Genomic DNA, 24,717 nt, shown 5'->3' with positions numbered 1-24,717 from the left:
CAAAATACGAGGTGAAACCCGTGTTTCAATACGGCGTGCACTCGAACACTTCGTAGGCATAGCCACTGGATGCGCCGTAATTTACGCATTCGTAATTGGGGCGTGAGATTGCAGTCAGCAGCAAACGCTCACCTGCCTCACGGTCACAGCCCAGCACTCCAACCGTGACAGCAGCGTCGCCCAGCACATCCAAAATAGGACAACCGGACACCTGCGCCATGGCAAGCGCCGCCCGATCCCGGATTGGCCCCAACCGAGGCGCATATTGAGCGTTCACGCGGACCGCCTCGGCCAGCTCTCCGCGCACACGGACATCGAACACGCTGCCATTGACTGATACGCGCGTCGCAGGCAGATCGCGGAAATGTGGCGTGCCAGCCGAACAGGCCGCCAGCAGCAAAGGGGCAAGGTGTCGGATCATGCCCGTAGGATTGCAGAGTATTGGTTAACAGAACCTTTCCGCACTCAAGCGCGCAGCACGACACCCAAGCGCCGAATTCCCTCGCGGATCGCGTCTTCGTTGGAATTCGAAAAGCTCAGCCGGATCGTATTGGCACCGCTTCCGTCAGGGAAAAAGGCCCGACCGGGAACAAAAGCGACCTTCTCCGTCTCCAATGCTCGATCTAACAAGGTGGCGCCATCGATATCAGACGGCAACGTCAGCCAAACGAACATACCACCTTCGGGGCGGGTCCACTGAACACCATCTGGCATATGCTGTTCCAGCGCCACCAGCATCGCGTCGCGGCGCGCCTGATAGGCCGCACGGACCTTGGGGATATGCGTGTCGAAACAGGTCTCAGCCACATAGTGAACCGCCATCTGGTTGATGGTTGCCGAGTGCAGATCGGCGGCTTGTTTCAACAGCACCATCTGCGAAATGATCGCTTTGGCCGCGACGACCCAACCCATACGCAGCCCCGGTGATAGAGTTTTGGAGAAACTGCCGCAGTAAATCGTGCGACACGCTTCGATCGTTCCTTTGCGCGCAAGCTCCAGCGCCAGAATCGATGGTATGGCCTCTCCGTCATAGCGCAACGCTTGATAGGCCCCGTCCTCGATGATCGCACAATCAAGCTCCTCTGCCCGATCAAGCAACGCCTCGCGGCCGCGTAGATCAACGGTTTCCCCCGTCGGGTTTGAAAAGTCGGGCGACAGATAGGCGAACTTCACGGCCCCATCGCCGGCAGCATCCCGATATTCCGCCGCACCGCGATTGCCCTGAGGGTCAAGCCGGTCAAAACGTGGTTCATAGGCGTCAAAGGCGTTAATCGCTCCCAGATAGGTCGGCCAGCCGACCAACGCCGTATCACCAGGAGACAGGAATAGCTTGCCCAGATAGTCCAACGCTTGCTGCGAACCAGAGGTGATCAGGATGTTGTCAACATCACACTCCACACCGATCCCGCGCATATGATCCGCCAGCCATTCACGCAACGGGGCATACCCTTCGCTGACCGAATATTGCAGCGCCTGCGCCTGCTTCTCAGGCCCGAGTGCGTTCTGAAACGCCTCTGCGAATGCGTCCGCCGGAAACAAGTCCGGATCGGGAATGCCCCCCGCAAAAGAAATAATGCCCGGTTGGCCCAGCAGCTTCAGCAACTCACGGATTTCGGATGCCTTCATCCTCGATGTGCGGGTGGCGTATAGCTGATCCATCTATCTGGGCCTCCTCTGCCCCAGCGCAAAGATTAGGCACTTCACCCTCTAAGTCAACAATACTGACCTATTGTTTCAAGCACCGTGATCGGCTTGAACGCCGCCATCAATCGTGGTCAATTGACTTGACCAATTTTGGAACGTCTATGCCCTTTCAAAAAGTTCAAACCGAAAAACTGTCTCTGGCCGTCGTTCGCCAGATCGAGTTGCTGATCCTGCGCGGCATCCTGCGCCCGGGTGAGCGCCTTCCGTCCGAGCGCGAGCTGGCCGAGCGAATGGGAGTGTCACGCCCGTCGTTGCGAGACGCCATTTCCAACTTGCAGGAACAGGGGTTACTGACACCCAAAGCCGGATCAGGGATCTATGTGGCCGAAGTGCTGGGGTCGGCATTTTCACCGGCCTTGATCCGTCTGTTCAGCAGCCATGATGAAGCTGTGTTCGACTACTTGTCCTTTCGCCGTGACATGGAGGGATTGGCTGCGGAACGTGCGGCGCGCTTGGGATCCGACAGTGATCTGAAAGTGGTTCAGACCATATTCGACCGGATGCAATCTGCCCATGATCGCAATGCACCCGAGGACGAGGCACAACTGGATGCCGAATTTCACATGGCGATCATCGAGGCCAGTCACAACGTGGTCATGCTACATATGATGCGGTCGATGTATGATCTGCTGCGCCAAGGCGTATTCTACAATCGCCAGATGATGTTCCAGCAACGCGCCACTCGCGATGCATTGCTGGATCAGCACAGGGCGATCAATGCAGCCCTTCAAAGCCGTGACCCGGATGCAGCGCGTGTTGCGGTCGAACTGCATCTGGATTTTGTCGAACGTTGCATGCAGGATCAGCAGAAGGCCCTGCGTAACGAAGAGGTCGCCCAGCAGAGGTTGAAGCACGAGACTGGCGAGGCTTGATGTTCATCGGGCACCTGCCGGGGGCTTATCTGATCTTCCGGGCTACTGCGCCAAACCTTGGCAAACTTGCCCTTACAGCCACGATGATCGGGGCCGTCGCGCCCGATATCGACATGCTTTGGTTCTATCTTGTCGATGATCGCGGGCATCATCACCATTCCTACCTGACCCACCGCCCGATCATCTGGGCAGGCTTTCTATTTGCCGGGTTGGCACTGCGCCTGTGGGCCGTCAAGGCGGGCACCTTTCTGACCTTCTTTGGTGCAGGCGGGTTGGTGCATATGATGCTGGATACGATCACCGGGGCCGTTGCCTGGCTTTGGCCCTTTTCAGACGCCACCTACCCGCTGGTCGTGGTGCAGGCGACCCATTCGCACTGGATTTTGTCGTTCCTCAACCACTGGACGTTCAAAGTCGAGATCGCAATCACACTGCTTGCTCTGATGGTCTGGTTTGTCACTTGGCGCAGATCAAAACAAGCGCGCTGATACGAAGAAAAAACCCGAAGGCCTGAGGCCCTCGGGTCTTTCAGAGACATATGCTCGTAGAGCTCAGTGTAGCTTGGCATCCACATCCGCAATGGACGCGTCAATCAGCTTGTTGGCTTGCGCCGCGTTCATCTGTTTGGCCAGAACCGCACTGGCTGCCGAGACCGCCACAGAAATCGCCTGATCGCGGACTTCTTTCACAGCCGAGGCTTCCGCCGATGCAATCTGGTCCTGAGCAGCCGCCAGACGCCGCTCGATTGAGTTTTGCAGATCAACCTTTGCCTGTTCAGCAGCACGGACAGCGTCTTCCTTGGCGGCGGCCACGATAGCGTCTGCCTGCGTTTGCACTTCGCGATGTTTACGCTCGTACGAGGCCAGCAGGCTGCGGGCTTCTTCGTGCAATGCGCGGGCTTCGTCCAGTTCCGACTTGATGCCCTCGGCACGATTGTCCAGGGCGCCGCCGATCATGCCGGGGACCTTGAAGTAGAACAAAACCGCGATGAAGACGATGAATCCCAGCAGTACAACAAAGTCCGTGTTGCCCAACGAGAAGAACGGACCCTTGGCCGCCAAGGCTGGGCTGGCAGCGCCGAAGGTCAGGATAAGGGCAAGAGTGTTCCGCATGTCACTTATCCTTTCATCTGCGCGTCGATCGCACCGTCGATGGCTTTGGCATCCGCCTCGCCGCCCAGTGCTGTCACCAATTCAGCCGCCGTATCTTTGGCAACCACTTGAATGCTTTCCAGCGCGCCGGCACGGATTTCAGCAATTGCCTTTTCCGATTCAGCCGCTTTGGCAGCGATTTCCGCATCCGCCGTCGCAATCGCGTCATCCAGATCAGCCTGAATTTCCGCACGTGCTTCGGCAGCGATCCGCTGCGCCTCGGCACGGGCATCGGCCAGCGCCTTGTTATAGGCCTCTTCGGCCTCGACCGCTTTGGCCTTCAGATCTTCGGCCGCAGCCAGGTCATTTGTAATGGTCCCCTGACGTTCCGCCAGGATTGCCGCGATACGCGGCAGAGCCACGCGAGACAGGACCAGAAAGATGACGACCAGCGTGATGACCAGCCAGAAAATCTGGTTGGGGAACCAATCGAAGCAGAGCTGCGGCATCCCGATGGCAGAGCCATAGGAGTCGACGCACGAGCCGGCTACCTCTTTTGTAATGGGTTCAGTCGCCATGATATCCTCCGTCGGAAACTTGTCTTTACAACAGGTGGGCCGCTATGGCTTGGACCCACCTGCGCGTAAGGATCAGGTTCCGCAGATTATACGGCGAACATCAGCAGCAGCGAGACCAGGAATGCGAAGATCCCCAGGGCTTCTGCGAACGCGATACCGATGAAGAGGGTTGCGGTCTGCGAAGCAGCCGCCGAAGGGTTGCGCAGGGCGCCGGCCAGGAAGTTGCCTGCTACGTTGCCCACCCCGATTGCGGCTGCGCCGGAACCGATTGCTGCCAGGCCTGCGCCGATGTGTGCGAGATCGCCTTCCATGATGTATCTCCTTACGAATTGGAAGTTTCGATGTTGGGTTATCGTTCCTGTGCTCAGGGTTACCCCTGATCAGTGATGCGGATGCAAAGCGTCCTTCAGGTAAACACAGGTCAGAATGGTAAAGACGTAGGCCTGGATGAAGGACACAAGGACCTCAAGGCCATACATTGCGGTGATCGCCAGAACGGACACGGGCGAGATCACGGCAATCGCGGCAAAGCCTGCGAATACTTTGATCACCGCGTGGCCAGCCATAACGTTACCGGCAAGACGAATGGAGTGGCTGACCGGGCGTACAAAATACGAGATCAGCTCGATCACCGCCAGAATTGGGCGCAGCGCCAGAGGGGCGCTGGACACCCAGAACAGACCCAGGAACGCAGCACCGTTCTTGACAAAGCCCAGGACGGTCACGGTCAGGAACACCGCCAGAGCCAGAGGGATGGTCACGGCGAAATGCGATGTGGTGGTGAACGACGTCGGAATCAGGCCCAGGAAGTTGGCGCAGACGATGAACATAAACAGGGTCATGACATAGGGGAAGTACTTCACACCTTCCTTGCCGCAGATGTCTTCAAGCATTTTGTAGACGAAACCGTAGGTCAGTTCCGCCACCGACTGCATTCGCGTCGGAACTATGGCACGCTTGGACGTAGGCAGAACCAGCAGCAGGATAACAGCGATAATTGCAAGGAACAGCCACAGCGTCACGTTAGTGATCGTGAACATGCCAACCGCACCGTCGCCGAACAACGGCTTAACGATGAACTGGTCCATCGGGTGGAAAACCAGGCTGCTGCCTTCTGCTGCGGTGGTCTCAGTTGCCACGTTCAGTCCCTCTCGTCCTTCTCGGCCGCCTCAGCCGCCGCTTGTTTCTCTTGAACCTCTTTCGCGCTGCGGAGCATAACCTTCACGCCCGCGACAAGGCCCAGCAATGTGAACAGCACCAGAAAGATCGGGATTGTCCCGAGCAGGCTGTCCAGCCCGTATCCGATGCCAAATCCGATCCCCAGACCGGATACCATTTCGATGACCATCCTCCAGGCAAGCTCGCCCCCGGACACGTCAGCATCTGCACGGGGCTTGGGCGCTTTGGCCTTTTTCGCCGCGTCGATCTTGGCCTCCAGCTGCGCCATACGCTGCTTTTGGTCGTCATCGGTCAAGGGCGTTTTCCTCGCACAGTCTTGAGGCTAGGTGCTAAGGGCGAACAGGCACAGAGTCAACGCTATAGAATGCCCGAATTGCCGCACATTAAATTATTGATTTTTCTATATTTTTTACACCTCCTTCGGTAAGAAAAACGATGCGCATGCCCAGCGCCACCGGAAATCAAAGCAAATTCCGATATTCAACCAATCGGTTGACCAAACCCATGCAGTATGGTTCAGCGGGCCATGTCTAATGATCTGGATACCGTGTTCGCGGCGCTTGCCGATCCGACCCGGCGCGCCATCCTGGCGATGCTGCTTGAGGATGATATGGCCGTGACGGATGTGGCCGAGCCGTTCGAAATGTCGCTTGCGGCCATCTCGAAGCACCTGGTCATTCTGACCAAGGCTGGGTTGATCTCTCAGGAAAAACGCGGCCGGGTTAAGTGGTGCAAACTGGAGCCCGACGCGTTACGCGCTGCCTCGGTCTGGATGCAGGGATTCGGGCAGTTCGAGCCGGTCAACCTGGATGCGTTCGAACGGTTTTTGGAAGCGGAACTGCCCACGTCGCAGGATGGTCCTACCTGACCACAAAAACCGACACCTTGGCGTGTTTCGCCAGATACCCGGCATGACTTGAGAAGATATAGTCCGTGATGCGCGGCGCATGGGTTCCGACGACGATCAGATCCGCACCCAGTTCCTCTGCCGCACGAGCCAGATCGCCATCCACCTCTGCTGCGACATCGACGGAATGGATGTTTTGGGTTTCGACCTGCACACCAGCTTTCGCTGTCAGATCCTTGGAAAGCGCAGCCAGCCCCTCAGCAACTGAATCTTGGGAAACAGGCGCGTCCCCAGGCTGCGTGCCCGTGACGCTGACGAGGGTCACCCGCGCGTTCTGCCATTTGGCGATGTCACCGGCCACGGCAATCGCCTTATGGACCTCGGGCGGCAAATGAAGGTCTACTGGGATCATGATATGTTGAAACATGGTGTTCTCCTCTCCTTACGGAAAAGCATAGACACCTGGCCCTTTCGGGACCTTGATCTGCCTCAACAGAGGTTTTGTCGCAAATTTAGCCCTGTATCACGCTGGTAATGACACCCATTTGATCAGCGGAACATAACCACGGGTCGCTTTGACCTTCGGCTAGAACAGTTGTGACAGACCCGGTCGGGTTCGTTTGTGTTTCCTGCGCTTTGACGGCGTCGATACGCACACCACTTTCGGCTGAAACCAATGCCTCGCAACTGGCTTGCATGGTTGTCTCGTCGCCGGAGCCTTGCAAACCGCTTTGGCCGCAAGCGGCCAATAGCAACACGACTGAGCTCGATAGAGTTAGTTTCATTGACCTACCCGACATTTTTTATCTTCACCGATTGCATCGTGCCAGACGCAGACGCGAACACAAGCCTCAATCCACAGTGTATAAATCAGCGCTTGCGCTGGGTTTTTCTTCCTTCAACAGCAAGAGTAAGGCCAAGACGGTCAGCGCGATGCCGATAATGATCAATCCGGTTGGGGCGCCGTTGCCCAAGGCGATCTCCCACAGAATGACCCAGCTGGGCACTAGATAGGTATAGGCCATTACCTTTGCCGAGGGCAGCCTGAGCGCCGCGAACTGTACCAGCACAAAGCTGACCGCCGTGGCGAAGAAGGAGACATAAAATAGACCGATCCAGAAAATGGTCGGCAAGCGCGACCAATCGGTTCTAACCAAATCTGACCAACCAAATGCCACCAATAAGACGCACCCCGCGACCAAAGTGCCAAAGGCAAACACGACCGCAGGTTCACCACGGTTCAGCTTGCGGACCATCGGCGTGTAAATCGCATGGGCGACACAGCCAACAAAATAGATAACTTCACCTTGGCCAATCTGAAAGGCGCGAAAAAGCTGCCAATCGGCGCGAAAGATCACCCATAGCGCCCCGGTGCCCCCCACAGAAAGCGCAAGCGCCATCCTTGGGGTTGTGACCTGACGCAACAAGACCCATCCGGCAATGGCCGATAAGACAGGGGTGAGGGTAAACACAGCCGCTGCGCTGACCGGCGGGGCCGTCTGCAGGCCGTAGAACATCAGCACGAAATAGGTGGCAAACAAACCACCAAGAACCAAGTAGCGCCAGGGCGCTTGCAGCGCCGCACGCGACACACCGGTTGTAACGAAGGCGGCGATCCCGATCACAACCGCCGCAATTCCAAAGCGCACAGCATTCAGCGCAGCTGGCGCAATCTCATTCGCGATCATCGATCCCAGCGAAAAGCTGCCCGCCACCAGCGCCGAAAAGACCAGCATGGCCAGATGGCCACGGGTTTGCTCAGTCACAGATCCAATCCTTGGACTTCGCCTTCAGGAATTTCAGAAAAGCCTGGACCTTGGTGGTGCGGTGCAGATCGACATGGGTCACCAACCAAAGCTTTCCGGACCATTCCGGCAGGCTGTTCATAACCTCCTCCAAATCGGGATATCGGGCCGCTTCCCAGCGCGCCATAAACCCGATCCCGGCCCCGGCCCGGACCGCCTCGGCCACGGTGAAGTTGTTCGAGCATCGGAATGTCAGCGCCTCGGCCGGGGCATTGGCTCGCAACCACTGCGAAAAAGGCGCGCGGCTATTTTCGTCATCATTGCCGACAAAAGCGTGCTGCGGAAATTCTTCAATACTCTCCGGCTTGCCCCGGCGGGCGATGTAGTCCTTGCTTGCATATAGCCCCACATCCTGCGTCACAAAAGGCTGGACCACGTTGTCCGGCTGATCCGGCGCTGACCCGGCACGGATGGCAACATGCGCCTCGCCATATTCCAACCGAAACAAGCGATCTCCGGTCAGATAGCGCACAATCAGGTCCGGGTGGGCTTGCTGGAACTCGCTCAGCGCAGGAGCCAATAAAGGTACGAGCGATGACAACGACGTCACCACCAACTCGCCCGAGACATCGTCACCACGGCCTTTCATCCGCCCCACCAGCTGATTGAACTGATCCTCGGTCGCCTGCGCCACCCTCAGCAGATCCTCGCCCGCTTCGGTCGGTGTGTACCCGCGGGCATGACGCTGGAACAGCTTCACCCCCAACCGAGCCTCGATCGCATCGATATGCCGAATGACAGTGGCATGGTGCACACCCAATACTTCGGCCGCGCCACTAACCGTACCCATCCGGGCCACCTGATAGGCCGTTCTCACTTCGTCCCAGTTATCCATAGCGCTTTCACTATTGTGCAATTTCTAACATTAGATGTTGGTATATTCGAGTTTTGTTCGAAAAAACAATATTCATATCATCTGTCATAAGATAACTCTCGACCAAAGGAGATGAAAATGACCAAGACCATCCTGCACATTGACGCGTCGGCCCGCCGCAGCGGGTCTTCGACCCGAGACCTGTCTGACCGCATCGTCAAGCACTTGGGGGCAAGCCGGATTATCCGGCGTGATCTGGCATCGCCGCTGCCGCTGTTAACTGAAGACTGGATCGCGGCCAACTTCACTCCCGCCGATCAGCGCGATGCAGTGCAACGGGATCAACTGGCCTTGTCGGATCAACTGGTCGAAGAACTTCAGCAAGCTGATACAATTGTCATTGGTTTGCCAATCTACAACTTCTCGGTTCCCGCGGCATTCAAGGCTTGGATCGACCTGGTGGCGCGGGCTGGCTTGACCTTTTCCTATAGTGAAAACGGTCCCAAAGGCCTGCTGGAGGGCAAGCGGGCTGTTTTGGCCATCGCCTCGGGCGGTACCGCCATTGGATCCGAGGTCGATTTCGCAACCGGCTATGCGAAACATGTTTTGGGCTTTATTGGCATTCATGATGTCGATGTGGTTGCCGCTGACCAGTTGGCCATCGATCCGGACACTTCAGTTCAGAACGCGCACAAAGCAGTCTTGGAACTGGCGGCTTAATCGGTCTGGCCAATCTATTCAGAAATGTCCAATCTGATGCTGATATTGGCTGCGGGTTGGACATAGACCATGAAGAAGATAGGAATACTTGGCGGCGTTGGCTGGGCTTCGACCGTCGACTATTATCGGGCCATTGCGGAAGGCTCTGGCCGACATTTCGCAGCACAGGGCCACGGGTCGCCGCTGCCTGTGCCACCAATGACAATCGAGTCGGTGACGCAGGCCAAAACCCGCGCCCTGCGCGGTGTCGCTGGCGATGAAAGCAGCTGGCAAGATTTTGATGCGGTATTCCGTGACGCTTTGATCACGCTCCAGCGCGCTGGGTGTGACTTTGGCATCATTGCATCGAACACCCCCCATGCACGACTTCATGCAATCCGCCAGGGTGTGACGATGCCGATCCTGAGCATTTTCGACGCGACCGCAGAGGCGACGAAAGCCACCGGTTGCAAGACAGCACTGGTGCTGGGGACAAGCGTCACAATGCAGGCTCGAAACTACGCAGATCGTCTGGCCCAAGAAAGTATTTCGGCAAATGACACTCTACCCGAGGCAGACATCGCCGAGATGCAAGCCATGATCGACCGTGATTTCTACGGCGGCGCGTCAAGTACGGCACGCGCGCGGTTGGTGGCCTTCTGCAATCAGCATGCAGAACCTGGCACCGCAGTGCTGTTGGCCTGCACCGAACTGCCCTTGGCATTTCCCGATCATCTGGACGATCCCGTGTTTGAGGCAGACGGACATTTGTTCGTGAACCCCTCTGCTGCCCATGTAGCAGCCGCGCTTGCGCTGGCCCTGGAGGGGGCCTAGGGCAACCAGTTCACGTCACATCCTGTCTTTTCAAAAAACGCCATCAGGTCACCAAGAGAGATCGCAATGGTCCGGTCATTGACCAGTGGATGCATGTAAATGACATCCGCCTGCTGCGCGGCGCTGTCCATGAAAAACCGTACATCATTCTGAACGCCGTTGATCATCGCCAGGGGGCTTACGGCACCGGGGCGGATACCGAGGTTTTGCAACAGCCGATCCGCAGATCCAAAGGACAGGCTGCCAACCCCCAACTCGGCGCCCAGCGCTTTCAAATCGATCTCGCGGCTTTGCTCCAGCGTCACCAGATAGTTCCGCTTTTTCTTGTCGCGCAGATACAGGTTCTTGAGACGCAGCGCGTTTTCGCCAGGGATCACGAACTGATCTTCAACCGCCTTCGACTCCTCAACGGTGCGCAACGGGACATGAGTGTGTAGGCGGTAGGTCAACTCCCAAGCATCTAGCTGCGCCAACAGCGCATCCGAGCTGAGCGGCAATGTATCTTGAAAAGCGGAAGATGCGTCCATGGGAAACCTCCTGTCTGGCACGCTCATCGCGCAGCGTGCCGGCAAATACAAGCCACGACAGCCCTTATAATCGATGCTAGCGTGCCGCCATGAAAGTCACGCTCAATACGCCGGACCAGTTGATCCTAAGCCACAAACCCTGGTTTTTCGGCATCCTGTTTTCTTTGAACACGCTGATTTTTGCCGCATCTGGTCTGTTGCTGATCTGGGCCGGAGGCACCGCTTTATGGTACGGTCTGGCACTGATCATCGCCGGAGCTGCCTTTGGCGTCTGGAGTTTTTATCTTTTGGTTCGGCGCGTTCAGGTCATATTTGATCGCGCCAAAAGCACCATCGTTATTCGCCAGAAATCGATCTTGGGATATGAAGCCATCGAACACACGCTGTCCGAGCTATCGCATGCCGAAGTGGAAAGCGCAGCGCAAACGCCTTCTTGGGTGGCAAAACCGCGTTACAGACCCACTCTGGTTCTGGACAAGGGCATGAGCGCGGGACGTCATCCGATCATTCTGGCCTACTCACCGGGATCAGACGCGAAGCGCATCGTCGATGTCATCAACGACTGGCTATCAGTAGATACGGTTGACTCTGACAGCCAACCGACCTAAATCGCCCCCAAACATCCGGAAGCGTTTGACCTTCCGGTCCCTTGAGTCGTTCAGGGATCGCCCCCCACCAGCGAGTTTCGCCCGTGGGGGCGTTTGTGCATTTAACCGACGCATCCTATCTAGGACGCGCCACCAGATAACCGGCTAAGGAGGCCGAAGGCATGTTTGAAAATCTATCCGAACGCCTTTCCGGCGTCTTTGACCGGCTGACCAAACAGGGTGCCCTGTCCGAAGAAGACGTCAAGACCGCCCTGCGCGAGGTTCGCGTTGCCCTGCTTGAGGCTGACGTCTCGCTGCCGGTGGCCCGCGCCTTCGTCAAGAAGGTGCAGGAACAGGCGACCGGTCAGGCGGTGACCAAGTCGATCACGCCCGGCCAGCAGGTCGTCAAGATCGTGCATGACGCGCTGGTCGACACCCTGCGCGGCGAGGAAGACCCCGGTAAACTCAAGATCGACAACCCGCCTGCCCCGATCCTGATGGTTGGTCTGCAGGGCTCGGGTAAGACCACCACCACCGGTAAGCTGGCAAAGCGCCTGAAAGAGAAAGAGGGTAAAAAGGTCCTGATGGCCTCGCTGGACGTTTACCGCCCGGCGGCGATGGATCAGTTGGCAGTTCTGGGCACGCAGGTCGGCGTTGATACTATGCCGATCGTTCCCGGCCAGAAACCCGTCGAAATCGCCAAACGGGCAAAGCAGCAGGCGACGCTTGGTGGCTATGACGTCTACATGCTCGACACCGCGGGCCGTCTGCATATCGACGAAGTCCTGATGGACGAGGTCGAGCAGGTCCGCAATGTGGTCGACCCACGCGAGACTCTGCTGGTGGTCGACGGCCTGACCGGTCAGGTCGCCGTTGAAGTGGCCGAGGAGTTCGACGCCAAGGTCGGCATCTCCGGCGTGGTCCTGACCCGGATGGACGGTGACGGGCGCGGCGGTGCGGCACTGTCGATGCGCGCGGTCACTGGCAAGCCGATCCGTTTCGTCGGTCTGGGCGAGAAGATGGACGCGCTCGAAACCTTCGAGCCGGACCGGATCGCCGGACGTATTCTGGGCATGGGCGACATCGTGGCCCTGGTTGAAAAAGCCCAGGAAACGATGGAGATGGAACAGACCGAGCGCATGATGAAGCGCATGGTCAAAGGTCAGTTCAACATGAACGACCTGAAGATGCAGCTGGAGCAGATGATCCAGATGGGCGGCATGCAGGGCATGATGGGCATGATGCCGGGTATGGGCAAAATGGCCAAGCAGGTCGAAGAGGCGGGCATGGACGACAAGGTGCTCAAGCGCCAGATCGCCATGATCCAGTCGATGACCAAACGCGAACGCGCCAATCCCCAACTGTTGCAGGCCAGCCGCAAGAAACGTATCGCCGCTGGTTCCGGCATGGAGGTCAGCGACCTCAACAAGCTGCTCAAGATGCACCGGCAGATGTCAGACATGATGAAGAAGATGGGCAAGATGGGCAAAGGCAAGATGCTGAAACAGGCCATGAAAGGCATGTTCGGCAAAGGCGGTCCCTCACCCGAAGAAATGGCGGCCGGCATGGACCCCAAGGCGCTGGAACAGGCGGCCAAGGCGATGGGTGGCCGCGGTGGCTTGCCCGGCATGGGTGGCGGCATGGCGCTGCCTCCAGGCCTCAGCGGATTCGGGAAGAAGAAGTAACGTGATCGTCGCTTCGGACATAACCACAGCACGTTTGCGTTTGCGCCGGCCCGACCCATCGGACTTGCCTGCATATGCGGCCTATTACATGGGTCCGCGTAGTAAATTCGTGCGGGGTCCTTATACTGAGGCCGAGTGTTTCGATAAGTTTGCGGCCGTACTTGGTCACTGGGAAATCCGTGGCTTCGGCCGCTACACCATCACTCTGGATGATCGCCCCATCGGACATGTCGGTCCGTTGAACATCGACGCAAACAAAGCGCCAGAGCTGACTTGGACACTATGGGACGGAGCCTGCGAGGGTAACGGATATGCCACCGAAGCCAGCATCGCCGTCCGCGATCACCTTTTGGGCGAGTGTCGCTGGCCACTGCTAGAAATCCTCGTACAGCCCGGCAACACACCGTCCGTGCGCGTGGCTGAACGCCTGAATGCACGCTTGACCGATGCGCCTGCGCCAGAGTGGTATCCCGGGGCGTTGACTTATCATCTGGACGCGGGGTCAATCCAATGACCTTCCGTTTTGAAGCTGCGCCAAATGCTCAGGGGGCTGAACTGGCGTCTCGCGTGGCGGGTGCCATTCCAACACTCGAAACCGGGCGTCTGGTTCTGCGCGCGCCGCATTTGTCGGATTTTGACACCTACGCCCGGATCGTGGCAAGCCCGCGCGCGCGGTATTTGTCTGTCATGTCGCGTGAAGACGCTTGGTACGACTTTGCCCAGATGGTGGCCATTTGGTCCTTGCGCGGCCATGGATTGTGGTCGGTCGCGACGAAAACAGAAGGCACGCTTTTGGGGTTTGTCGTTCTGGGATTTGAACCGGAAGACCCCGAACCAGAGCTTGGCTTTATTTTCACCGAAGACGGCGAAGGCCACGGCTATGCGTTTGAGGCCGCCAGTGCCGCGCGCGGCTTTGCCTTCGAGCAACTCGGTTGGGACACTTTGGCGAGTTTTGTCGTCAAAGGGAATGAACGCTCTCAACGTCTGGCAGAACGACTCGGCGCGTTTGTGGAACGCGAGATCGTTGAAGAGGATGGCGTGACTCTGGTCTATCGCCACTTGTCTGCTGATGGCGATGGCGGGATGGAGGCTTACGCATGACAACCTTCACCATCCCCACCATTGAAACAGACCGCCTGATCCTGCGCGCACCGCATCTGGATGATCTGCCTGCGATGACCGCGTTTTTCGCGACCGAACGCAGCCATATGGTCGGCGGGCCGAAGGGTGAACAGGGCAGTTGGGACTCGCTGGTTAAACGCCTTGGACACTGGGCGCTGAAAGGCTTTGGTCTGTGGCACCTGACCGAAAAGGCCAGCGGCGCATTCGTGGGCTGGGCCGGTATGATCGACGCCCCCGGCTGGGCCGAGCCCGAGCTGGGTTGGACGCTGATGGCTGAAGCCGAAGGCAAGGGGCTGGGCTTCGAGGCCGCGGAAGCAGCACGCGACTATGCGGCGCGGCATCAAGGCCTGAATGGTGTGATCTCTTACATCGCCCACGCCAACGACCGCTCGCGGGCTTTGGCTGAACGGCTTGGCGCCACGCTAGAGATTGAAGACGCCGAACTTCTGGGCAAGCGCGCCCAGATCTGGCGGCACCCGCAGATTGACTTGACCACCGAAAGGACCGGCCAATGACCAACCCCGTGACACAGGCTGCCACGCTGTTGAAGGACCACCGCGAAAGCATCGACCGGCTGGACGCGATCCTTGTCTATACGCTGGGCGAGCGGTTCAAGCACACGCAGGCTGTTGGCAAGCTCAAGGCCGCACACGACCTTCCCCCGTCCGATCCCTCGCGCGAGGCTGCGCAGATCGCACGGTTAGAAGACCTGGCGAAAGAGGCCGATCTAGACCCCGATTTCGCCAAGGCTTTCCTGAATTTCATCATTCAGGAAGTCATCCGACACCATAAGAAACACCAGAACTAAACCGGTTTTGCACCGGATACGCCATCTAAAGGAGATACCACCATGGCAATGAAAATTCGTCTCGCCCGCGGCGGCTCGAAAAAGCGTCCCTTCTACCGCATCGTGGCTGCTGACAGCCGCATGCCGCGCGACGGCCGTTTCATCGAGAAGCTGGGCACCTACAACCCGCTGCTGCCGAAAGACAGCGAAGAGCGCGTGAAAATGAACATGGAGCGCATCCAGTACTGGCTGGATCAGGGCGCACAGCCCACCGACCGGATCGCACGTATGCTGGAAGCAGCCGGCACCCGCGACAAGGCCGAGCGCAACAACCCAAACAAAGGGGCTCCGGGCAAGAAAGCTCAGGAACGCGCGGAAGAGAAAGCAGCCAAGGCCGCTGAAGCAGCCGAAGCTGCGGCTGCACCTGCTGAAGAAGCAGCTGCAGAAGAGTAAGCAGGCGATTGCTGTGCGGGATCAGACTTTCACCGACGATTTTCGCACGCAGTTCGACCTGTTGATGCGGCTCCGGCGCGATGTGCGCCGGTTCCGCACTGACGCAATTGACGAGGCAGTGCTGACGCGCTGTCTCGACGCGTTTCGGCTGGCGCCCTCTGTGGGGCTCAGTGAGCCCTGGCGCGTCATCCGCGTCGAAAGCCAAGCCGCACGCGATGCGGCATTGAAAAATTTCCAAGCCGCAAACGCCGAGGCCCTGAAAGGCTATTCGGGCGAAAAAGCGCAACTTTACAGCCAATTGAAACTGTCAGGTATGCAAGAGGCCCCGGTGCAATTGGCGGTGTTCTGCGATGACAGCACCGATAAGGGGCTTGGCCTGGGGGCTGAGTCCATGCCCGAGATGCGGCGCTATTCCGTCGTCTCAGCGATTACCCTGTTCTGGCTGACCCTGCGCAGCTATGGGCTTGGGCTGGGCTGGGTTTCCATTCTGGATCCCGACCGGCTGAGCCGCGACCTTAACGTATCAAACGCCTGGCGCCTGATCGGGTATTTCTGCATCGGCTGGCCGGAAGAACCCTCGGACACGCCGGAACTGGAACGGGCGGGCTGGGAATGCAGGGACGATGCTCTTGCCATCGAGGTACGATAGCTGATGTTTGGATTGTTACGCCTTCCCATCCTGCTGGTGATCGCCTTTATTGTCGGTGTGTTCTTTGAACGCAGCAATCAACGCGAAGCCTGCGAGGGTCTGGGAGAGTGGAAAAGCGGCATATGCGTAACTTCGGGTGGTGCAAATGAGTGATCTAATCTGTGTCGGCACTATCGCGGGTTCTTACGGGGTGCGCGGCGAAGTACGGCTGAAAAGCTATTGCGCCGAACCATCGGATATCGAGACCTATTCCCCCCTGACCGACGAGGCTGGCAAAGAACGCTATCCTTTGGTTTTGACCCGCACCATCAAGAACGGGTTTGCCGCACGATTGGGCGGAGTGGAAACCAAGGAACAGGCAGACGATCTGAAAGGCCTGCGCCTGTTTGCGCGCCGCGATCAATTGCCATCTTTGCCGGATGACGAGTTTTACCACGCCGACCTGATCGGACTTGAGGTTTTTGACACCGGCGGCACCCTGCTGGGACAGGTGAAATCCGTTCAGAACCATGGTGCAGCCGACCTATTGGAACTGCATGGGCCAGGGCTGAAATCAACTGTCCTGCTGCCCTTCACGCTTGAGGCGGTGCCGACAGTCGATTTGGACAAGGGCCGCATCGTTGCAGACCCGCCCGAAGGGCTGATCTGATGCGGCGCGTTTTGCTGCATCTTGGGCTGCACAAAACCGGCACCACTGCGGCGCAATCCTTTCTCTATGAAAATCGCGAGCTGATTTGGCCGCATTATTCACTGGTCTTGCCCTACAAAACGCGGAAATCGGGTCTGGCAAACGCAGCGACGCGCCATTCGGTCTATCGGCTGGACGACACGCTGGCCACATTCGGCAGCAAGATGAACATGTTTTTGGGGCAGATCGATTTCGGAACGCGCCGGGGTCTGATCCTCAGCGAGGAGAACTTTGGCGGCCTGCGGCCAAGCAGAAATCGCGCCGAAGGCTACGCCGCCATGCCCGAGCTTGCATCGACATTGGTGGGCACCATTCGCCGCCAACTGATCAGGGACGGGGTCGACATCACCATCTATCTGTCGCTGCGCGAACGCTCTGAATGGCTGCGCAGCCTTTGGGCTCATGATCTGCAGCGCCGACGCCTGGTTGAGGATTTCGATGCATTTTGCGCGGCGCTGGATCACCTTCCAGATTTGCCGACTGTCGCCGACAGAATCCAGGAAAGACTTCCCGAAGTGCATGTGCAGACAAGATGGCTGGAGCATTTGCAAGAAACCCGCTTTGGCCCCGGCACCCCCTTCGCAGAGTTTTTGGGGCTGCCGCAAGACAAAGCATCCAAGCTTGCACCGCCGTCAAAGTCCAACACCAGTCTGCCGCAGGATGCACTGACCGAATTGCTGGCACTCAATCGCTCCTCGTTGGAGGACACAGCGCTGGTTGCGCGTAAGAAAGCCCTTATCAAAAGCGCCCGGCGCGCGTTGGCGGATCAGACATGACCGATAAACCAAGCAAATCCCACGGACGCAAAGCCATCCGCCCCACCTTGAAACCACGTGAGTTGATGACGCCCACACCGGATTTGCATGGGGTGTGGAAGGCCAAGATCATAACCTTGTTCCCGGCCGCATTTCCCGGTCTCTTGGGTGAAAGCCTAACAGGCAAAGCACTACAGGACGGCTTATGGCAGCTGGAAACTGTGGACTTGCGACAGTTCGGTATCGGCAAGCATCGAAACGTGGATGACACACCCGCAGGTGGGGGCGCGGGTATGGTCCTGCGTGCAGATGTGTTGGGCGACGCCATCGAGCACTCGATGGCGGGTGTTCAAGGCAACTGGCCGCTGATTTACCTTAGCCCGCGTGGCCGTCGGATGGATCAGAAGATGATGCAAAATCTGGCGCGTTGCGATGGCATGACCCTACTATGCGGTCGGTTCGAAGGTGTCGATGAACGCGTGCTTGAACATTATGGTGTGCAAGAGGTCTCGCTCGGCGATTTCGTGATGACCGGGGGAGAGATTGCGGCACAGGCCTTGATCGACGCTACGGTTCGATTGATCCCCGGTGTACTGGGCAATCAGGCGTCGACCGAAGAAGAGAGCTTTTCCTCGGGTCTTCTGGAGCACCCGCAATACACCCGCCCCGCCGAATGGAAGGGTCATCCAATACCAGAGGTTCTGATGTCCGGCCACCACGGCCGCATCGCCGAATGGCGACATAAGATGGCTGAACAGATCACCCGCGAACGCCGTCCGGATATCTGGGAAGAGTACAGCGGATCCTCGGATGAGGGATTCGACTAGCCTTTCGATGTTCACCTCAGGGTTGGCCCTCCGATGCTGCTCAGAGTGCCCCTCTCTTCCAATAGGTCCAGGTCTCCGGTGTACCGTGAAAGACGTTGATATCCACTTTACCCTGGACCCCCGGAACCAATCCGGTGCCGGTATACTGCCAGAACCGCCAAACCGCCCGCGGATAAACCTTGCTCGGGTGCCCTGCGACCGACCTTAGCCAGAAATCAGTCTTGGGCAGGCGTCCGATCTGAGTGTCTTCGTAAAAATCCACGGTGGTATAGACGATGGGCCTGCGGCCATAGTGGCGTTCAAGGATGTCCAGAAAGCGCTGCGCCTCGGCCCGGACAGTGCGGCCATCGGGGCGTAAGGTGCAAGTTCTTGAATGTGGCGTCCATTCCAAATCCAGCACGTGCGGCAGGTCTGCACCTTTGGGCACATTCTGGATAAACCAACGCGCCTGTTCCCGCGCAGATCGGCAGAAATAATAGTAGTGATAGGCCCCCCACGGCACACCTGCTGCCTGCGCGCCCCGGCTATGATCCTGAAACAGCGGATCTGCTACGTCACCGCCTTCGGTCGCCTTAAGGAAGGCAAAGCTGATCCCTGAGGCTTTGGCCTGGCGCCAATCAATCGGCCCCTGCCAGCGGGACACATCCAACCCATGCACAGGATAAAGCCCGGGATGCCGCCCCTCCCAATCATGCGGGTCGGCGTCACCGAAGTCCGGATAGATCACCGAAGGGGCCGTTCGATCCACGCCTGGAACCTGCTCGACAACCTGTGGCGGCGGCCCCTGTCGCCCGCATGAGATCACGGTAAGGCCCACAAGTGCCAGCAAAACGGAAAACCGCATGACATTGTCCTGTTTCTGAAATATCTGCTCGTTGAATTGGCCCCAGAATGCCTGAACCACCCGCCAAGGCAACGGCGCAGTTTCAAAGCGGCGAATTCTTACCGGCGACGCCTGCAATTTAGGCTTGATCCCTGCCCTCAAACCCCCTAAAGCAGCGCAATCCGGTGCCGCGAGACGCGACTCCGGTGTTTTGGTTTGTTGTCTGACGTAACGCCCGGCTTTCTTCAGCCAAGGCGCGACAGGAACGGACCAGGCAAAAGGAACATTCGATCTGACCTCTGGCGGGCTGTTCGCAGGACCCGGTGAAGACCAAGAGCTCTCAGCCCGTGCCCAAACTTCGTGGACCAACCACGAGCAGATAGGAGTAAATGCGATGGACCTGATCGCACAGCTAGAGGCGGAACAGATTGCCGCCCTGGGGAAAGACATCCCCGATTTCAAAGCCGGTGACACCATCCGTGTCGGCTATAAGGTGACCGAAGGGTCGCGCACCCGTGTGCAGAACTACGAAGGCGTCTGCATCGCGCGCAAGGGCGGCGAAGGGATCGCCGGTTCGTTCACCGTTCGCAAAATCTCGTTTGGCGAAGGCGTGGAGCGTGTGTTCCCCCTGCATTCGACCAACATTGACAGCATCACCGTTGTCCGCCGCGGCCGCGTCCGTCGCGCCAAACTGTACTACCTGCGCACCCGTCGCGGTAAATCCGCACGTATCGCAGAAGTCACCAACTACAAGCCCAAAGCTGGCGCCGAAGCGTAAGGAACGGAAAGATGAAAAAAGACATCCATCCCGATTATCACGTCATCGACGTCAAAATGACCGATGGCACCGTTGTTCAGATGAAATCCACCTGGGGCAGCGAAGGCGACCAGCTGGCTCTGGAAATCGACCCCTCCGTACACCCGGCATGGACCGGTGGCTCGTCGCGCCTGTTGGACGCTGGCGGCCGCGTGTCGAAATTCAAAAAGAAATACGAAGGTCTGGGCTTCTAAGTCTGATCCGGTTCGAATGCGAGAGGCCGTCCCTTGGGGCGGCCTTTTTCTTTGGTCCGTCCGCTGTGTGTTTGAATTAGGAAATCGTAATCTACTGCCCATAAGGAAGGCAGATCGCATGAACATCTAAAGGGCACCAAAGCGTTCCCCAGGAGGTTGCAATGCTATCGCCAACCAAATTGCTCGCCGTCGCAGCAACTGCGGCTCTATTGTCCCACGCTGCTGTTGCAGGTCCAATGGATCACGACACCGACGTTTCTCCACGGGAGGAGAACTTAGTGGAAGGTATGCCACTTTGGGGCCCGTTCACACCAGATTTCCCACTGTCCTTGCTGATCGAGAACTGGGACAGCAGCCAGCCCGCGCCACCGACGATGGTTTAGAAACAAAGTTGTTTTCAGTTTTGCGGACAGAAGTCACAGTACCCGATCAATCGCGCCATAGGCTCATACCCAAATGGAAAGTGCTACCGGCAGCACAAGGATGGTCGTGAGTGCCGACACAAGTATGAACCCGGCTACATCGGGCCCATATTCCGGCAAGTGCTGGTCAATGAACAGATAAGTCGCAACCGAAGATGGCATCAGGCAGCAAAGGATCAGCGCGCCTCGTTCTGTGCCGGTGAAGCCAAATAACCAGATCAGCGCGCTGGCAATCCCGATGGCCATGAGAAGATGCAGCCCGGTCAACAAAACAGCGCGCCCAAGGCTAGATATCTTCAACGTAGCAAGCGTGTGGCCCAGCGTCAGGAGCATCAATGGGATAGACAACCCACCCAAGATATCGAACGACTTGGCAATAGGCTGCGGCAAGCTTGTGCCTGTACTCATCAGGATCAGCGATGCCGCCACCGCATAGATGATCGGTGAAGTCGCTAACTTTTTGGGTGAGAATTCTCCGGCGGGGATCCACATGCCCACCGTGAAGATACTGATCAACACCACAACGACAAACGCCATCGTATAAGCCATACCCGCATCCCCCAACGCCAGTAGTGTGATCGGCAGGCCGATATTGCCTACATTGCCATGCATCAATGGCGTCAAAAAAGCGCGCACCGGCAGACGCAGCATCTTAAGTGCGGCAAATCCCAAAACGCCAAATCCAGCCACGGCCAAAGCCGCAGCACTCATCATGTCCAGAAACGTACTCACATCCAGATTGGTGGCCGCCAGGTGAGATATGATCAGTGTTGGATAGCCGACTTTCGAGACGATCCCCCCAATCACCTTGTTATCGAACGGCGCTTTGGTCAGCGCCAATCCGTACCCGATGCCTGCGCAGATCAGCACCGGCAAAACGACGTTGAAAACGTTCAGAAACAGATGCTCCAAACCCAAAACTCCGTGCCCGGCCTTTGATTGGACAGTGAATCAGCCGCACCAGTTTAGCAAGCACCCCGCGTTAACCCGCGAAGGGTGTTGAGTTTTCCAAAATTGTATCAGATATCGCCACAAACCACGGTCAGAGGTTCTTTTCATCCCTTCAGACACAACATATAGTGGGTTCTAACAACGTGTAGACAAGCACGGCGGGACTTGGGAATACAAGCATGGCACATATCATTGTAGTCGGGAATGAAAAGGGCGGCGCCGGGAAATCGACCGTCTCGATGCATGTAGCAACGGCACTGGCCCGTCTGGGCAACAAGGTCAGCACCTTGGATTTGGACCTGCGTCAGCGCAGCCTTGGCCGCTATTTCGAGAACCGCAGCAACTTTCTGAAGGGGGCCGCGCTGACACTGCCCAGCCCGCTGCACCATGATCTGCCCGAAATTGACGCCAGCACGCTGAAACCGGGCGAGAATATCTATGACCACCGCCTGTCCGCCGCCGTGGCGGAGTTGGAAAGCGACAGTGACTTCATTCTGATCGACTGCCCGGGATCGCATACACGGCTCAGTCAAGTGGCGCATTCGTTGGCAGATACACTGATCACGCCGCTGAATGACAGCTTTATCGACTTTGACTTGCTCGCACGGATTGATTCAAAGGGTGAGAAGATTCTCGGACCTTCGGTTTATTCCGAGATGGTCTGGAACGCGCGTCAGCTGCGGGCGCAGGCCGGGCTGAAACCCATCGACTGGGTGGTCGTACGCAACAGGGTTGGGACCCAGCGCATGGTCAACAAGGAAAAGATGCAACGCGCGATTGAGATGCTGTCGCAGCGCATCGGCTTCCGCGTTGCCTCGGGTTTCTCGGAACGTGTGATATTCCGCGAGTTGTTTCCCCGCGGGCTGACCTTACTGGACCTCAAGGACATCGGGGTTAAACAGCTGAACATCTCGAACATTGCCGCCCGGCAAGAGCTGCGCGACATGATGCGCGAGCTGAACCTGCCGGGCGTGGAAATCGATTTCTGATCGCTCGGCGCCCAAACACGGGCAGCCTTTCAGTGATACAGAACCGGATCAGTTTCATCCGCCGGATCAACAATTGGGTCAAGAACCAGCAGCAACCGGGTTTCACCCGAGCCTTCAATGGGCGGCGACCGATGCAGAAGGCCTGATTTCGGCGTCTCTGGCCAACGGGTTCCGCGCAGCAGGATTGGTGATCCGGTCGGAACAGTGAACACGCGGCTCGGATCTTCTCCGTTGGAGGAGATACCATATTGCGTTCCCGTCCCACGGTATGTGCAAACAAGCCGGGCTGTGACAGCATCAATGTGGAACCGTCGACAGGCATTTGTTGCGACAACGTCCAGGCGCAACCGCACCCATGTTGCCTGCATCACATCGGAAAACACTGCGGACAACGCGGCAACATCGTCGATCAGCCGGTCTCGCTCGACACATTCCGGGGTGCCCGAGGTTTGACAAATCTTGCCCAGCGCATCGCGTACCGCGTCCGGCCGAAGGATCATACGTGCCTTGGGCAGTTCTTCCGGTTCAAGCGCGTCCAGCCAGCCCTGAAAGCGGGTCAAGGGAGCTCTGCGCCAGATCGCAGCAGCACAGCCTGGGTGATGAATCGCGCTCAGATCTTCAGGGTTCGAGGCGACGCCAACACCTATAGCGGCATCCTTCACAACCTCCCGGACAAAGCTCATGCCGCAGCCTCGGCCCGTCGCCACAGCGGGAAGGGATCGGGCAGATCCGGCAGGTCTTCGACACGGGCCGCAGCCATGGCTGGCAGCAAAGCCGCATCCAGCCGCGCTTTGAGCGTCGGCCAGTCGATACCGCTGCCGATAAACACAATCTCTTGCCGGCGATCACCCCATGGCTCTTGCCAATGGGCCTGCATATAGGCCCGAGCGCTTTCGTGATCCGGGCGGCGATCTTCGGGAACCGTTGCCCACCAGGTGCCCAGCGGCTGAACCGAGGACAATGCGCCCGCTAGCGAGAACTCGGCCACCCAATCCGGGCGCGTGGCGATCCAGAAATGCCCTTTGGCACGGATCACGCCGGGCAAGTCCCCGTTCAGCACCTCAAGGACTTTCTCGGGCACAAAGGGCTGCCGAGCACGATAGACAAAGCTGGTAACGCCATATTCTTCGGTTTCCGGCAGGTGATCCGCAAACCCATAGAGTTCTTTGGCCCACATTGGATGCTCATGAGCCTTCTCAAAATCGAACATCCCGGTATCGAGAATGGCATCAGCCGCGACATCGGAATGGTTCGTTTCGATAATTTTTGCATCTGCATTCAGGCTGCGAATGATCTTACGCGCGGCATCCACACGCTCGGGCCCTGCATCGTCAACTTTGTTTAGGATTACCACATCAGCAAACTCGATCTGGTCGGTCAGCAAATGTACCAGAGTACGCTCATCCTCTTCGCCCATCGTCTCGCCACGATCGCTCAGGAAATCATGGCTGGAATAGTCCTGGAGCAGGTTCACCGCGTCGACCACTGTGACCATAGTGTCCAGCCGCGATACATCGGACAGGCTTTGCCCAAATTCATCGCGGAAATCGAATGTAGCGGCGACAGGCAAAGGTTCGGAAATTCCGGTCGACTCGATCAACAGATAGTCAAACCGGCCTTCACCGGCCAAACGGCGAACCTCGTCCAACAGGTCGTCACGCAGCGTGCAGCAAATGCAACCGTTCGACATTTCGACCAATGTCTCATCTGTGCGCGACAGTTCGGTGTCGGCACGCACCAGATCGGCGTCGATGTTCACTTCGGACATGTCATTGACGATCACCGCCACCCGGCGGCCATCGCGATTGTTCAGAACACGGTTCAATAGCGTGGTTTTACCGGCGCCGAGAAAACCTGAAAGAACTGTTACGGGAAGCCGGGTATCGGTCATAGCATGCTACCTGTTCTGTTACGTCTGGGTTATTTGGTGCGTCAAACCGAACCGATCCGGGGTGCACCGAGCATAGATATTTTTGTTATGTAATTACATTTGTATTGGCAAGGGGTCTTTTTCCGGT

At 57.7% G+C, this 24,717-nt stretch carries 37 protein-coding genes; 21 read left to right on the top strand and 16 right to left on the bottom strand.

What is annotated here, in order from left to right:
- Window positions 1-25 precede the first annotated feature (25 nt).
- Together ACR0KG_RS04060 and ACR0KG_RS04055 are read right to left on the bottom strand one after the other, a co-directional pair.
- Entirely contained in the window at window positions 26-421 is a 396-nt protein-coding gene (locus tag ACR0KG_RS04060) for a hypothetical protein (RefSeq protein ID WP_480826553.1), read from the bottom strand.
- A 44-nt stretch (window positions 422-465) separates the two neighbouring features.
- On the bottom strand, window positions 466-1,659 hold the full coding sequence (locus tag ACR0KG_RS04055; protein WP_480826552.1) for an aminotransferase-like domain-containing protein: 1,194 nt from the start codon (window positions 1,657-1,659) through the stop codon (window positions 466-468).
- Between the two features lie 146 nt (window positions 1,660-1,805).
- Here ACR0KG_RS04055 and ACR0KG_RS04050 point away from each other — a divergent pair, with 146 nt between their 5' ends.
- Both ACR0KG_RS04050 and ACR0KG_RS04045 read left to right on the top strand, forming a co-directional pair.
- Window positions 1,806-2,576, top strand: coding sequence for a FadR/GntR family transcriptional regulator (locus ACR0KG_RS04050; protein WP_480544965.1), 771 nt, complete (start codon window positions 1,806-1,808; stop codon window positions 2,574-2,576).
- Window positions 2,576-3,064 carry a metal-dependent hydrolase gene (locus ACR0KG_RS04045; protein ID WP_480549999.1) on the top strand — a complete coding sequence of 163 codons (489 nt, stop codon included), beginning with the start codon at window positions 2,576-2,578 and terminating at the stop codon, window positions 3,062-3,064. The genes ACR0KG_RS04050 and ACR0KG_RS04045 overlap by 1 nt, the downstream gene beginning before the upstream one ends.
- A gap of 63 nt (window positions 3,065-3,127) precedes the next feature.
- Here the strand turns inward: ACR0KG_RS04045 and ACR0KG_RS04040 are convergent, their stop codons facing one another.
- The 5 genes from ACR0KG_RS04040 to ACR0KG_RS04020 all read right to left on the bottom strand — a co-directional run bounded on the left by ACR0KG_RS04040 (window position 3,128) and on the right by ACR0KG_RS04020 (window position 5,719).
- Complete coding sequence (locus ACR0KG_RS04040) at window positions 3,128-3,688, bottom strand: F0F1 ATP synthase subunit B (RefSeq protein ID WP_480826551.1); 561 nt, start codon at window positions 3,686-3,688, stop codon at window positions 3,128-3,130.
- 5 nt (window positions 3,689-3,693) lie between these two features.
- Window positions 3,694-4,245, bottom strand: a complete 552-nt coding sequence (locus tag ACR0KG_RS04035; RefSeq protein ID WP_480501553.1) for a F0F1 ATP synthase subunit B' — start codon at window positions 4,243-4,245, stop codon at window positions 3,694-3,696.
- Between the two features lie 86 nt (window positions 4,246-4,331).
- On the bottom strand, window positions 4,332-4,556 hold the full coding sequence (locus ACR0KG_RS04030) for a F0F1 ATP synthase subunit C (RefSeq protein ID WP_005981269.1): 225 nt from the start codon (window positions 4,554-4,556) through the stop codon (window positions 4,332-4,334).
- A 69-nt stretch (window positions 4,557-4,625) separates the two neighbouring features.
- The gene (locus ACR0KG_RS04025) at window positions 4,626-5,384 is read right to left on the bottom strand and encodes a F0F1 ATP synthase subunit A (protein ID WP_480826550.1); all 759 of its coding nucleotides are present in this window, start codon (window positions 5,382-5,384) and stop codon (window positions 4,626-4,628) included.
- Between the two features lie 2 nt (window positions 5,385-5,386).
- Entirely contained in the window at window positions 5,387-5,719 is a 333-nt protein-coding gene (locus ACR0KG_RS04020; RefSeq protein WP_170531415.1) for an AtpZ/AtpI family protein, read from the bottom strand.
- Window positions 5,720-5,950: 231 nt separating this feature from the next.
- Between ACR0KG_RS04020 and ACR0KG_RS04015 the strand changes: the two genes are divergently transcribed.
- On the top strand, window positions 5,951-6,292 hold the full coding sequence (locus tag ACR0KG_RS04015; protein ID WP_480544959.1) for an ArsR/SmtB family transcription factor: 342 nt from the start codon (window positions 5,951-5,953) through the stop codon (window positions 6,290-6,292).
- On the opposite strand, the gene ACR0KG_RS04010 is transcribed toward ACR0KG_RS04015, so the two are convergent.
- The 4 genes from ACR0KG_RS04010 to ACR0KG_RS03995 all read right to left on the bottom strand — a co-directional run bounded on the left by ACR0KG_RS04010 (window position 6,285) and on the right by ACR0KG_RS03995 (window position 8,911).
- A complete protein-coding gene (locus ACR0KG_RS04010) occupies window positions 6,285-6,698 on the bottom strand; it encodes a universal stress protein (protein ID WP_480826549.1) in 414 nt (137 codons plus the stop codon). The genes ACR0KG_RS04015 and ACR0KG_RS04010 overlap by 8 nt on opposite strands.
- A gap of 85 nt (window positions 6,699-6,783) precedes the next feature.
- A complete protein-coding gene (locus tag ACR0KG_RS04005; RefSeq protein ID WP_480826548.1) occupies window positions 6,784-7,056 on the bottom strand; it encodes a hypothetical protein in 273 nt (90 codons plus the stop codon).
- Between the two features lie 66 nt (window positions 7,057-7,122).
- Complete coding sequence (locus ACR0KG_RS04000) at window positions 7,123-8,037, bottom strand: DMT family transporter (protein WP_480826547.1); 915 nt, start codon at window positions 8,035-8,037, stop codon at window positions 7,123-7,125.
- Complete coding sequence (locus tag ACR0KG_RS03995; protein ID WP_480826546.1) at window positions 8,030-8,911, bottom strand: LysR family transcriptional regulator; 882 nt, start codon at window positions 8,909-8,911, stop codon at window positions 8,030-8,032. Before ACR0KG_RS03995 ends, ACR0KG_RS04000 begins: the two co-directional genes overlap by 8 nt.
- A gap of 117 nt (window positions 8,912-9,028) precedes the next feature.
- On the opposite strand from ACR0KG_RS03995, the gene ACR0KG_RS03990 reads away from it, so the two are divergent.
- Together ACR0KG_RS03990 and ACR0KG_RS03985 are read left to right on the top strand one after the other, a co-directional pair.
- Window positions 9,029-9,610 (top strand): FMN-dependent NADH-azoreductase, encoded by a 582-nt coding sequence (locus ACR0KG_RS03990; RefSeq protein ID WP_480826545.1) that lies wholly within the window; start codon window positions 9,029-9,031, stop codon window positions 9,608-9,610.
- Between the two features lie 69 nt (window positions 9,611-9,679).
- Entirely contained in the window at window positions 9,680-10,423 is a 744-nt protein-coding gene (locus tag ACR0KG_RS03985) for an aspartate/glutamate racemase family protein (protein WP_480826544.1), read from the top strand.
- Here the strand turns inward: ACR0KG_RS03985 and ACR0KG_RS03980 are convergent.
- On the bottom strand, window positions 10,420-10,950 hold the full coding sequence (locus ACR0KG_RS03980) for a prolyl-tRNA synthetase associated domain-containing protein (protein WP_480826543.1): 531 nt from the start codon (window positions 10,948-10,950) through the stop codon (window positions 10,420-10,422). The two genes, ACR0KG_RS03985 and ACR0KG_RS03980, sit on opposite strands and share 4 nt — an antisense overlap.
- Window positions 10,951-11,039: 89 nt before the next feature.
- Here ACR0KG_RS03980 and ACR0KG_RS03975 point away from each other — a divergent pair, with 89 nt between their 5' ends.
- The 12 genes from ACR0KG_RS03975 to trmD all read left to right on the top strand — a co-directional run bounded on the left by ACR0KG_RS03975 (window position 11,040) and on the right by trmD (window position 18,503).
- Window positions 11,040-11,558, top strand: coding sequence for a hypothetical protein (locus ACR0KG_RS03975; protein WP_480544948.1), 519 nt, complete (start codon window positions 11,040-11,042; stop codon window positions 11,556-11,558).
- Between the two features lie 161 nt (window positions 11,559-11,719).
- On the top strand, window positions 11,720-13,222 hold the full coding sequence (ffh, locus tag ACR0KG_RS03970; protein ID WP_480826542.1) for a signal recognition particle protein: 1,503 nt from the start codon (window positions 11,720-11,722) through the stop codon (window positions 13,220-13,222).
- Between the two features lies 1 nt (window position 13,223).
- Window positions 13,224-13,736 carry a GNAT family N-acetyltransferase gene (locus ACR0KG_RS03965; RefSeq protein ID WP_480826541.1) on the top strand — a complete coding sequence of 171 codons (513 nt, stop codon included), beginning with the start codon at window positions 13,224-13,226 and terminating at the stop codon, window positions 13,734-13,736.
- Window positions 13,733-14,323 carry a GNAT family N-acetyltransferase gene (locus tag ACR0KG_RS03960; RefSeq protein WP_480826540.1) on the top strand — a complete coding sequence of 197 codons (591 nt, stop codon included), beginning with the start codon at window positions 13,733-13,735 and terminating at the stop codon, window positions 14,321-14,323. The genes ACR0KG_RS03965 and ACR0KG_RS03960 overlap by 4 nt, the downstream gene beginning before the upstream one ends.
- Window positions 14,320-14,859, top strand: a complete 540-nt coding sequence (locus ACR0KG_RS03955; RefSeq protein ID WP_480826539.1) for a GNAT family N-acetyltransferase — start codon at window positions 14,320-14,322, stop codon at window positions 14,857-14,859. Before ACR0KG_RS03960 ends, ACR0KG_RS03955 begins: the two co-directional genes overlap by 4 nt.
- Window positions 14,856-15,152 (top strand): chorismate mutase, encoded by a 297-nt coding sequence (locus ACR0KG_RS03950; RefSeq protein ID WP_480826538.1) that lies wholly within the window; start codon window positions 14,856-14,858, stop codon window positions 15,150-15,152. Before ACR0KG_RS03955 ends, ACR0KG_RS03950 begins: the two co-directional genes overlap by 4 nt.
- Window positions 15,153-15,194: 42 nt before the next feature.
- On the top strand, window positions 15,195-15,584 hold the full coding sequence (gene rpsP / locus ACR0KG_RS03945; RefSeq protein WP_480826537.1) for a 30S ribosomal protein S16: 390 nt from the start codon (window positions 15,195-15,197) through the stop codon (window positions 15,582-15,584).
- A gap of 13 nt (window positions 15,585-15,597) precedes the next feature.
- Window positions 15,598-16,233, top strand: a complete 636-nt coding sequence (gene bluB, locus ACR0KG_RS03940) for a 5,6-dimethylbenzimidazole synthase (RefSeq protein ID WP_480826536.1) — start codon at window positions 15,598-15,600, stop codon at window positions 16,231-16,233.
- Window positions 16,234-16,236: 3 nt separating this feature from the next.
- Entirely contained in the window at window positions 16,237-16,386 is a 150-nt protein-coding gene (locus tag ACR0KG_RS03935) for a hypothetical protein (protein ID WP_170531444.1), read from the top strand.
- Window positions 16,379-16,882: a ribosome maturation factor RimM gene (gene rimM / locus ACR0KG_RS03930; RefSeq protein ID WP_480826535.1), complete on the top strand. Its 504-nt coding sequence runs from the start codon at window positions 16,379-16,381 to the stop codon at window positions 16,880-16,882. The genes ACR0KG_RS03935 and rimM overlap by 8 nt, the downstream gene beginning before the upstream one ends.
- Complete coding sequence (locus tag ACR0KG_RS03925; RefSeq protein WP_480826533.1) at window positions 16,882-17,697, top strand: hypothetical protein; 816 nt, start codon at window positions 16,882-16,884, stop codon at window positions 17,695-17,697. The genes rimM and ACR0KG_RS03925 overlap by 1 nt, the downstream gene beginning before the upstream one ends.
- The gene (trmD, locus tag ACR0KG_RS03920; protein WP_480550033.1) at window positions 17,694-18,503 is read left to right on the top strand and encodes a tRNA (guanosine(37)-N1)-methyltransferase TrmD; all 810 of its coding nucleotides are present in this window, start codon (window positions 17,694-17,696) and stop codon (window positions 18,501-18,503) included. Before ACR0KG_RS03925 ends, trmD begins: the two co-directional genes overlap by 4 nt.
- A gap of 40 nt (window positions 18,504-18,543) precedes the next feature.
- Here trmD and ACR0KG_RS03915 read toward each other — a convergent pair whose 3' ends face one another.
- Window positions 18,544-19,347: a glycoside hydrolase family 25 protein gene (locus tag ACR0KG_RS03915; RefSeq protein WP_480826532.1), complete on the bottom strand. Its 804-nt coding sequence runs from the start codon at window positions 19,345-19,347 to the stop codon at window positions 18,544-18,546.
- Between the two features lie 373 nt (window positions 19,348-19,720).
- Here ACR0KG_RS03915 and rplS point away from each other — a divergent pair, with 373 nt between their 5' ends.
- From rplS to ACR0KG_RS03900, 3 genes are all read left to right on the top strand, one after another.
- Window positions 19,721-20,104 (top strand): 50S ribosomal protein L19, encoded by a 384-nt coding sequence (gene rplS, locus ACR0KG_RS03910; protein WP_170531453.1) that lies wholly within the window; start codon window positions 19,721-19,723, stop codon window positions 20,102-20,104.
- A gap of 11 nt (window positions 20,105-20,115) precedes the next feature.
- Window positions 20,116-20,337 (top strand): 50S ribosomal protein L31, encoded by a 222-nt coding sequence (gene rpmE, locus ACR0KG_RS03905; RefSeq protein WP_267366773.1) that lies wholly within the window; start codon window positions 20,116-20,118, stop codon window positions 20,335-20,337.
- Between the two features lie 161 nt (window positions 20,338-20,498).
- A complete protein-coding gene (locus tag ACR0KG_RS03900; protein WP_480826531.1) occupies window positions 20,499-20,720 on the top strand; it encodes a hypothetical protein in 222 nt (73 codons plus the stop codon).
- Between the two features lie 63 nt (window positions 20,721-20,783).
- On the opposite strand, the gene ACR0KG_RS03895 is transcribed toward ACR0KG_RS03900, so the two are convergent.
- Entirely contained in the window at window positions 20,784-21,671 is an 888-nt protein-coding gene (locus tag ACR0KG_RS03895) for an AEC family transporter (RefSeq protein ID WP_480826530.1), read from the bottom strand.
- A gap of 218 nt (window positions 21,672-21,889) precedes the next feature.
- Between ACR0KG_RS03895 and ACR0KG_RS03890 the strand changes: the two genes are divergently transcribed.
- Window positions 21,890-22,699 (top strand): division plane positioning ATPase MipZ, encoded by an 810-nt coding sequence (locus tag ACR0KG_RS03890; protein ID WP_480550038.1) that lies wholly within the window; start codon window positions 21,890-21,892, stop codon window positions 22,697-22,699.
- A 29-nt stretch (window positions 22,700-22,728) separates the two neighbouring features.
- Here the strand turns inward: ACR0KG_RS03890 and ACR0KG_RS03885 are convergent, their stop codons facing one another.
- Entirely contained in the window at window positions 22,729-23,382 is a 654-nt protein-coding gene (locus tag ACR0KG_RS03885; RefSeq protein WP_480826529.1) for a DUF1826 domain-containing protein, read from the bottom strand.
- Entirely contained in the window at window positions 23,379-24,590 is a 1,212-nt protein-coding gene (locus tag ACR0KG_RS03880) for a GTP-binding protein (protein ID WP_480826528.1), read from the bottom strand. Before ACR0KG_RS03880 ends, ACR0KG_RS03885 begins: the two co-directional genes overlap by 4 nt.
- Between the last annotated feature and the right edge of the window lie 127 nt (window positions 24,591-24,717).

The organism is Ruegeria sp. H4 (assembly GCF_056533065.1).
Note: the sequence above shows the minus strand (reverse complement) of the source record. Positions and strands in the feature narration are given on the sequence as shown.

Bases quoted from the DNA above. Each gene is read 5' to 3' on its own strand.
- ACR0KG_RS04005 (WP_480826548.1), bottom strand. From the start codon at position 7,056: ATGAAACTAACTCTATCGAGCTCAGTCGTGTTGCTATTGGCCGCTTGC.
- ACR0KG_RS03890 (WP_480550038.1), top strand. From the start codon at position 21,890: ATGGCACATATCATTGTAGTCGGGAATGAAAAGGGCGGCGCCGGGAAA.
- rplS (WP_170531453.1), top strand. From the start codon at position 19,721: ATGGACCTGATCGCACAGCTAGAGGCGGAACAGATTGCCGCCCTGGGG.
- ACR0KG_RS03935 (WP_170531444.1), top strand. From the start codon at position 16,237: ATGTTTGGATTGTTACGCCTTCCCATCCTGCTGGTGATCGCCTTTATT.
- ACR0KG_RS04015 (WP_480544959.1), top strand. From the start codon at position 5,951: ATGTCTAATGATCTGGATACCGTGTTCGCGGCGCTTGCCGATCCGACC.
- ACR0KG_RS03960 (WP_480826540.1), top strand. From the start codon at position 13,733: ATGACCTTCCGTTTTGAAGCTGCGCCAAATGCTCAGGGGGCTGAACTG.
- ACR0KG_RS04040 (WP_480826551.1), bottom strand. From the start codon at position 3,688: ATGCGGAACACTCTTGCCCTTATCCTGACCTTCGGCGCTGCCAGCCCA.
- ffh (WP_480826542.1), top strand. From the start codon at position 11,720: ATGTTTGAAAATCTATCCGAACGCCTTTCCGGCGTCTTTGACCGGCTG.
- ACR0KG_RS03955 (WP_480826539.1), top strand. From the start codon at position 14,320: ATGACAACCTTCACCATCCCCACCATTGAAACAGACCGCCTGATCCTG.
- ACR0KG_RS04030 (WP_005981269.1), bottom strand. From the start codon at position 4,556: ATGGAAGGCGATCTCGCACACATCGGCGCAGGCCTGGCAGCAATCGGT.
- ACR0KG_RS03880 (WP_480826528.1), bottom strand. From the start codon at position 24,590: ATGACCGATACCCGGCTTCCCGTAACAGTTCTTTCAGGTTTTCTCGGC.
- ACR0KG_RS04060 (WP_480826553.1), bottom strand. From the start codon at position 421: ATGATCCGACACCTTGCCCCTTTGCTGCTGGCGGCCTGTTCGGCTGGC.
- ACR0KG_RS04045 (WP_480549999.1), top strand. From the start codon at position 2,576: ATGTTCATCGGGCACCTGCCGGGGGCTTATCTGATCTTCCGGGCTACT.
- ACR0KG_RS04055 (WP_480826552.1), bottom strand. From the start codon at position 1,659: ATGGATCAGCTATACGCCACCCGCACATCGAGGATGAAGGCATCCGAA.
- rimM (WP_480826535.1), top strand. From the start codon at position 16,379: ATGAGTGATCTAATCTGTGTCGGCACTATCGCGGGTTCTTACGGGGTG.
- ACR0KG_RS04010 (WP_480826549.1), bottom strand. From the start codon at position 6,698: ATGTTTCAACATATCATGATCCCAGTAGACCTTCATTTGCCGCCCGAG.
- rpmE (WP_267366773.1), top strand. From the start codon at position 20,116: ATGAAAAAAGACATCCATCCCGATTATCACGTCATCGACGTCAAAATG.
- rpsP (WP_480826537.1), top strand. From the start codon at position 15,195: ATGGCAATGAAAATTCGTCTCGCCCGCGGCGGCTCGAAAAAGCGTCCC.
- ACR0KG_RS03925 (WP_480826533.1), top strand. From the start codon at position 16,882: ATGCGGCGCGTTTTGCTGCATCTTGGGCTGCACAAAACCGGCACCACT.
- ACR0KG_RS03885 (WP_480826529.1), bottom strand. From the start codon at position 23,382: ATGAGCTTTGTCCGGGAGGTTGTGAAGGATGCCGCTATAGGTGTTGGC.
- ACR0KG_RS03995 (WP_480826546.1), bottom strand. From the start codon at position 8,911: ATGGATAACTGGGACGAAGTGAGAACGGCCTATCAGGTGGCCCGGATG.
- trmD (WP_480550033.1), top strand. From the start codon at position 17,694: ATGACCGATAAACCAAGCAAATCCCACGGACGCAAAGCCATCCGCCCC.
- ACR0KG_RS04035 (WP_480501553.1), bottom strand. From the start codon at position 4,245: ATGGCGACTGAACCCATTACAAAAGAGGTAGCCGGCTCGTGCGTCGAC.
- ACR0KG_RS03980 (WP_480826543.1), bottom strand. From the start codon at position 10,950: ATGGACGCATCTTCCGCTTTTCAAGATACATTGCCGCTCAGCTCGGAT.
- ACR0KG_RS04050 (WP_480544965.1), top strand. From the start codon at position 1,806: ATGCCCTTTCAAAAAGTTCAAACCGAAAAACTGTCTCTGGCCGTCGTT.
- ACR0KG_RS03950 (WP_480826538.1), top strand. From the start codon at position 14,856: ATGACCAACCCCGTGACACAGGCTGCCACGCTGTTGAAGGACCACCGC.
- ACR0KG_RS03915 (WP_480826532.1), bottom strand. From the start codon at position 19,347: ATGCGGTTTTCCGTTTTGCTGGCACTTGTGGGCCTTACCGTGATCTCA.
- ACR0KG_RS03975 (WP_480544948.1), top strand. From the start codon at position 11,040: ATGAAAGTCACGCTCAATACGCCGGACCAGTTGATCCTAAGCCACAAA.
- ACR0KG_RS03900 (WP_480826531.1), top strand. From the start codon at position 20,499: ATGCTATCGCCAACCAAATTGCTCGCCGTCGCAGCAACTGCGGCTCTA.
- ACR0KG_RS03985 (WP_480826544.1), top strand. From the start codon at position 9,680: ATGAAGAAGATAGGAATACTTGGCGGCGTTGGCTGGGCTTCGACCGTC.
- ACR0KG_RS03990 (WP_480826545.1), top strand. From the start codon at position 9,029: ATGACCAAGACCATCCTGCACATTGACGCGTCGGCCCGCCGCAGCGGG.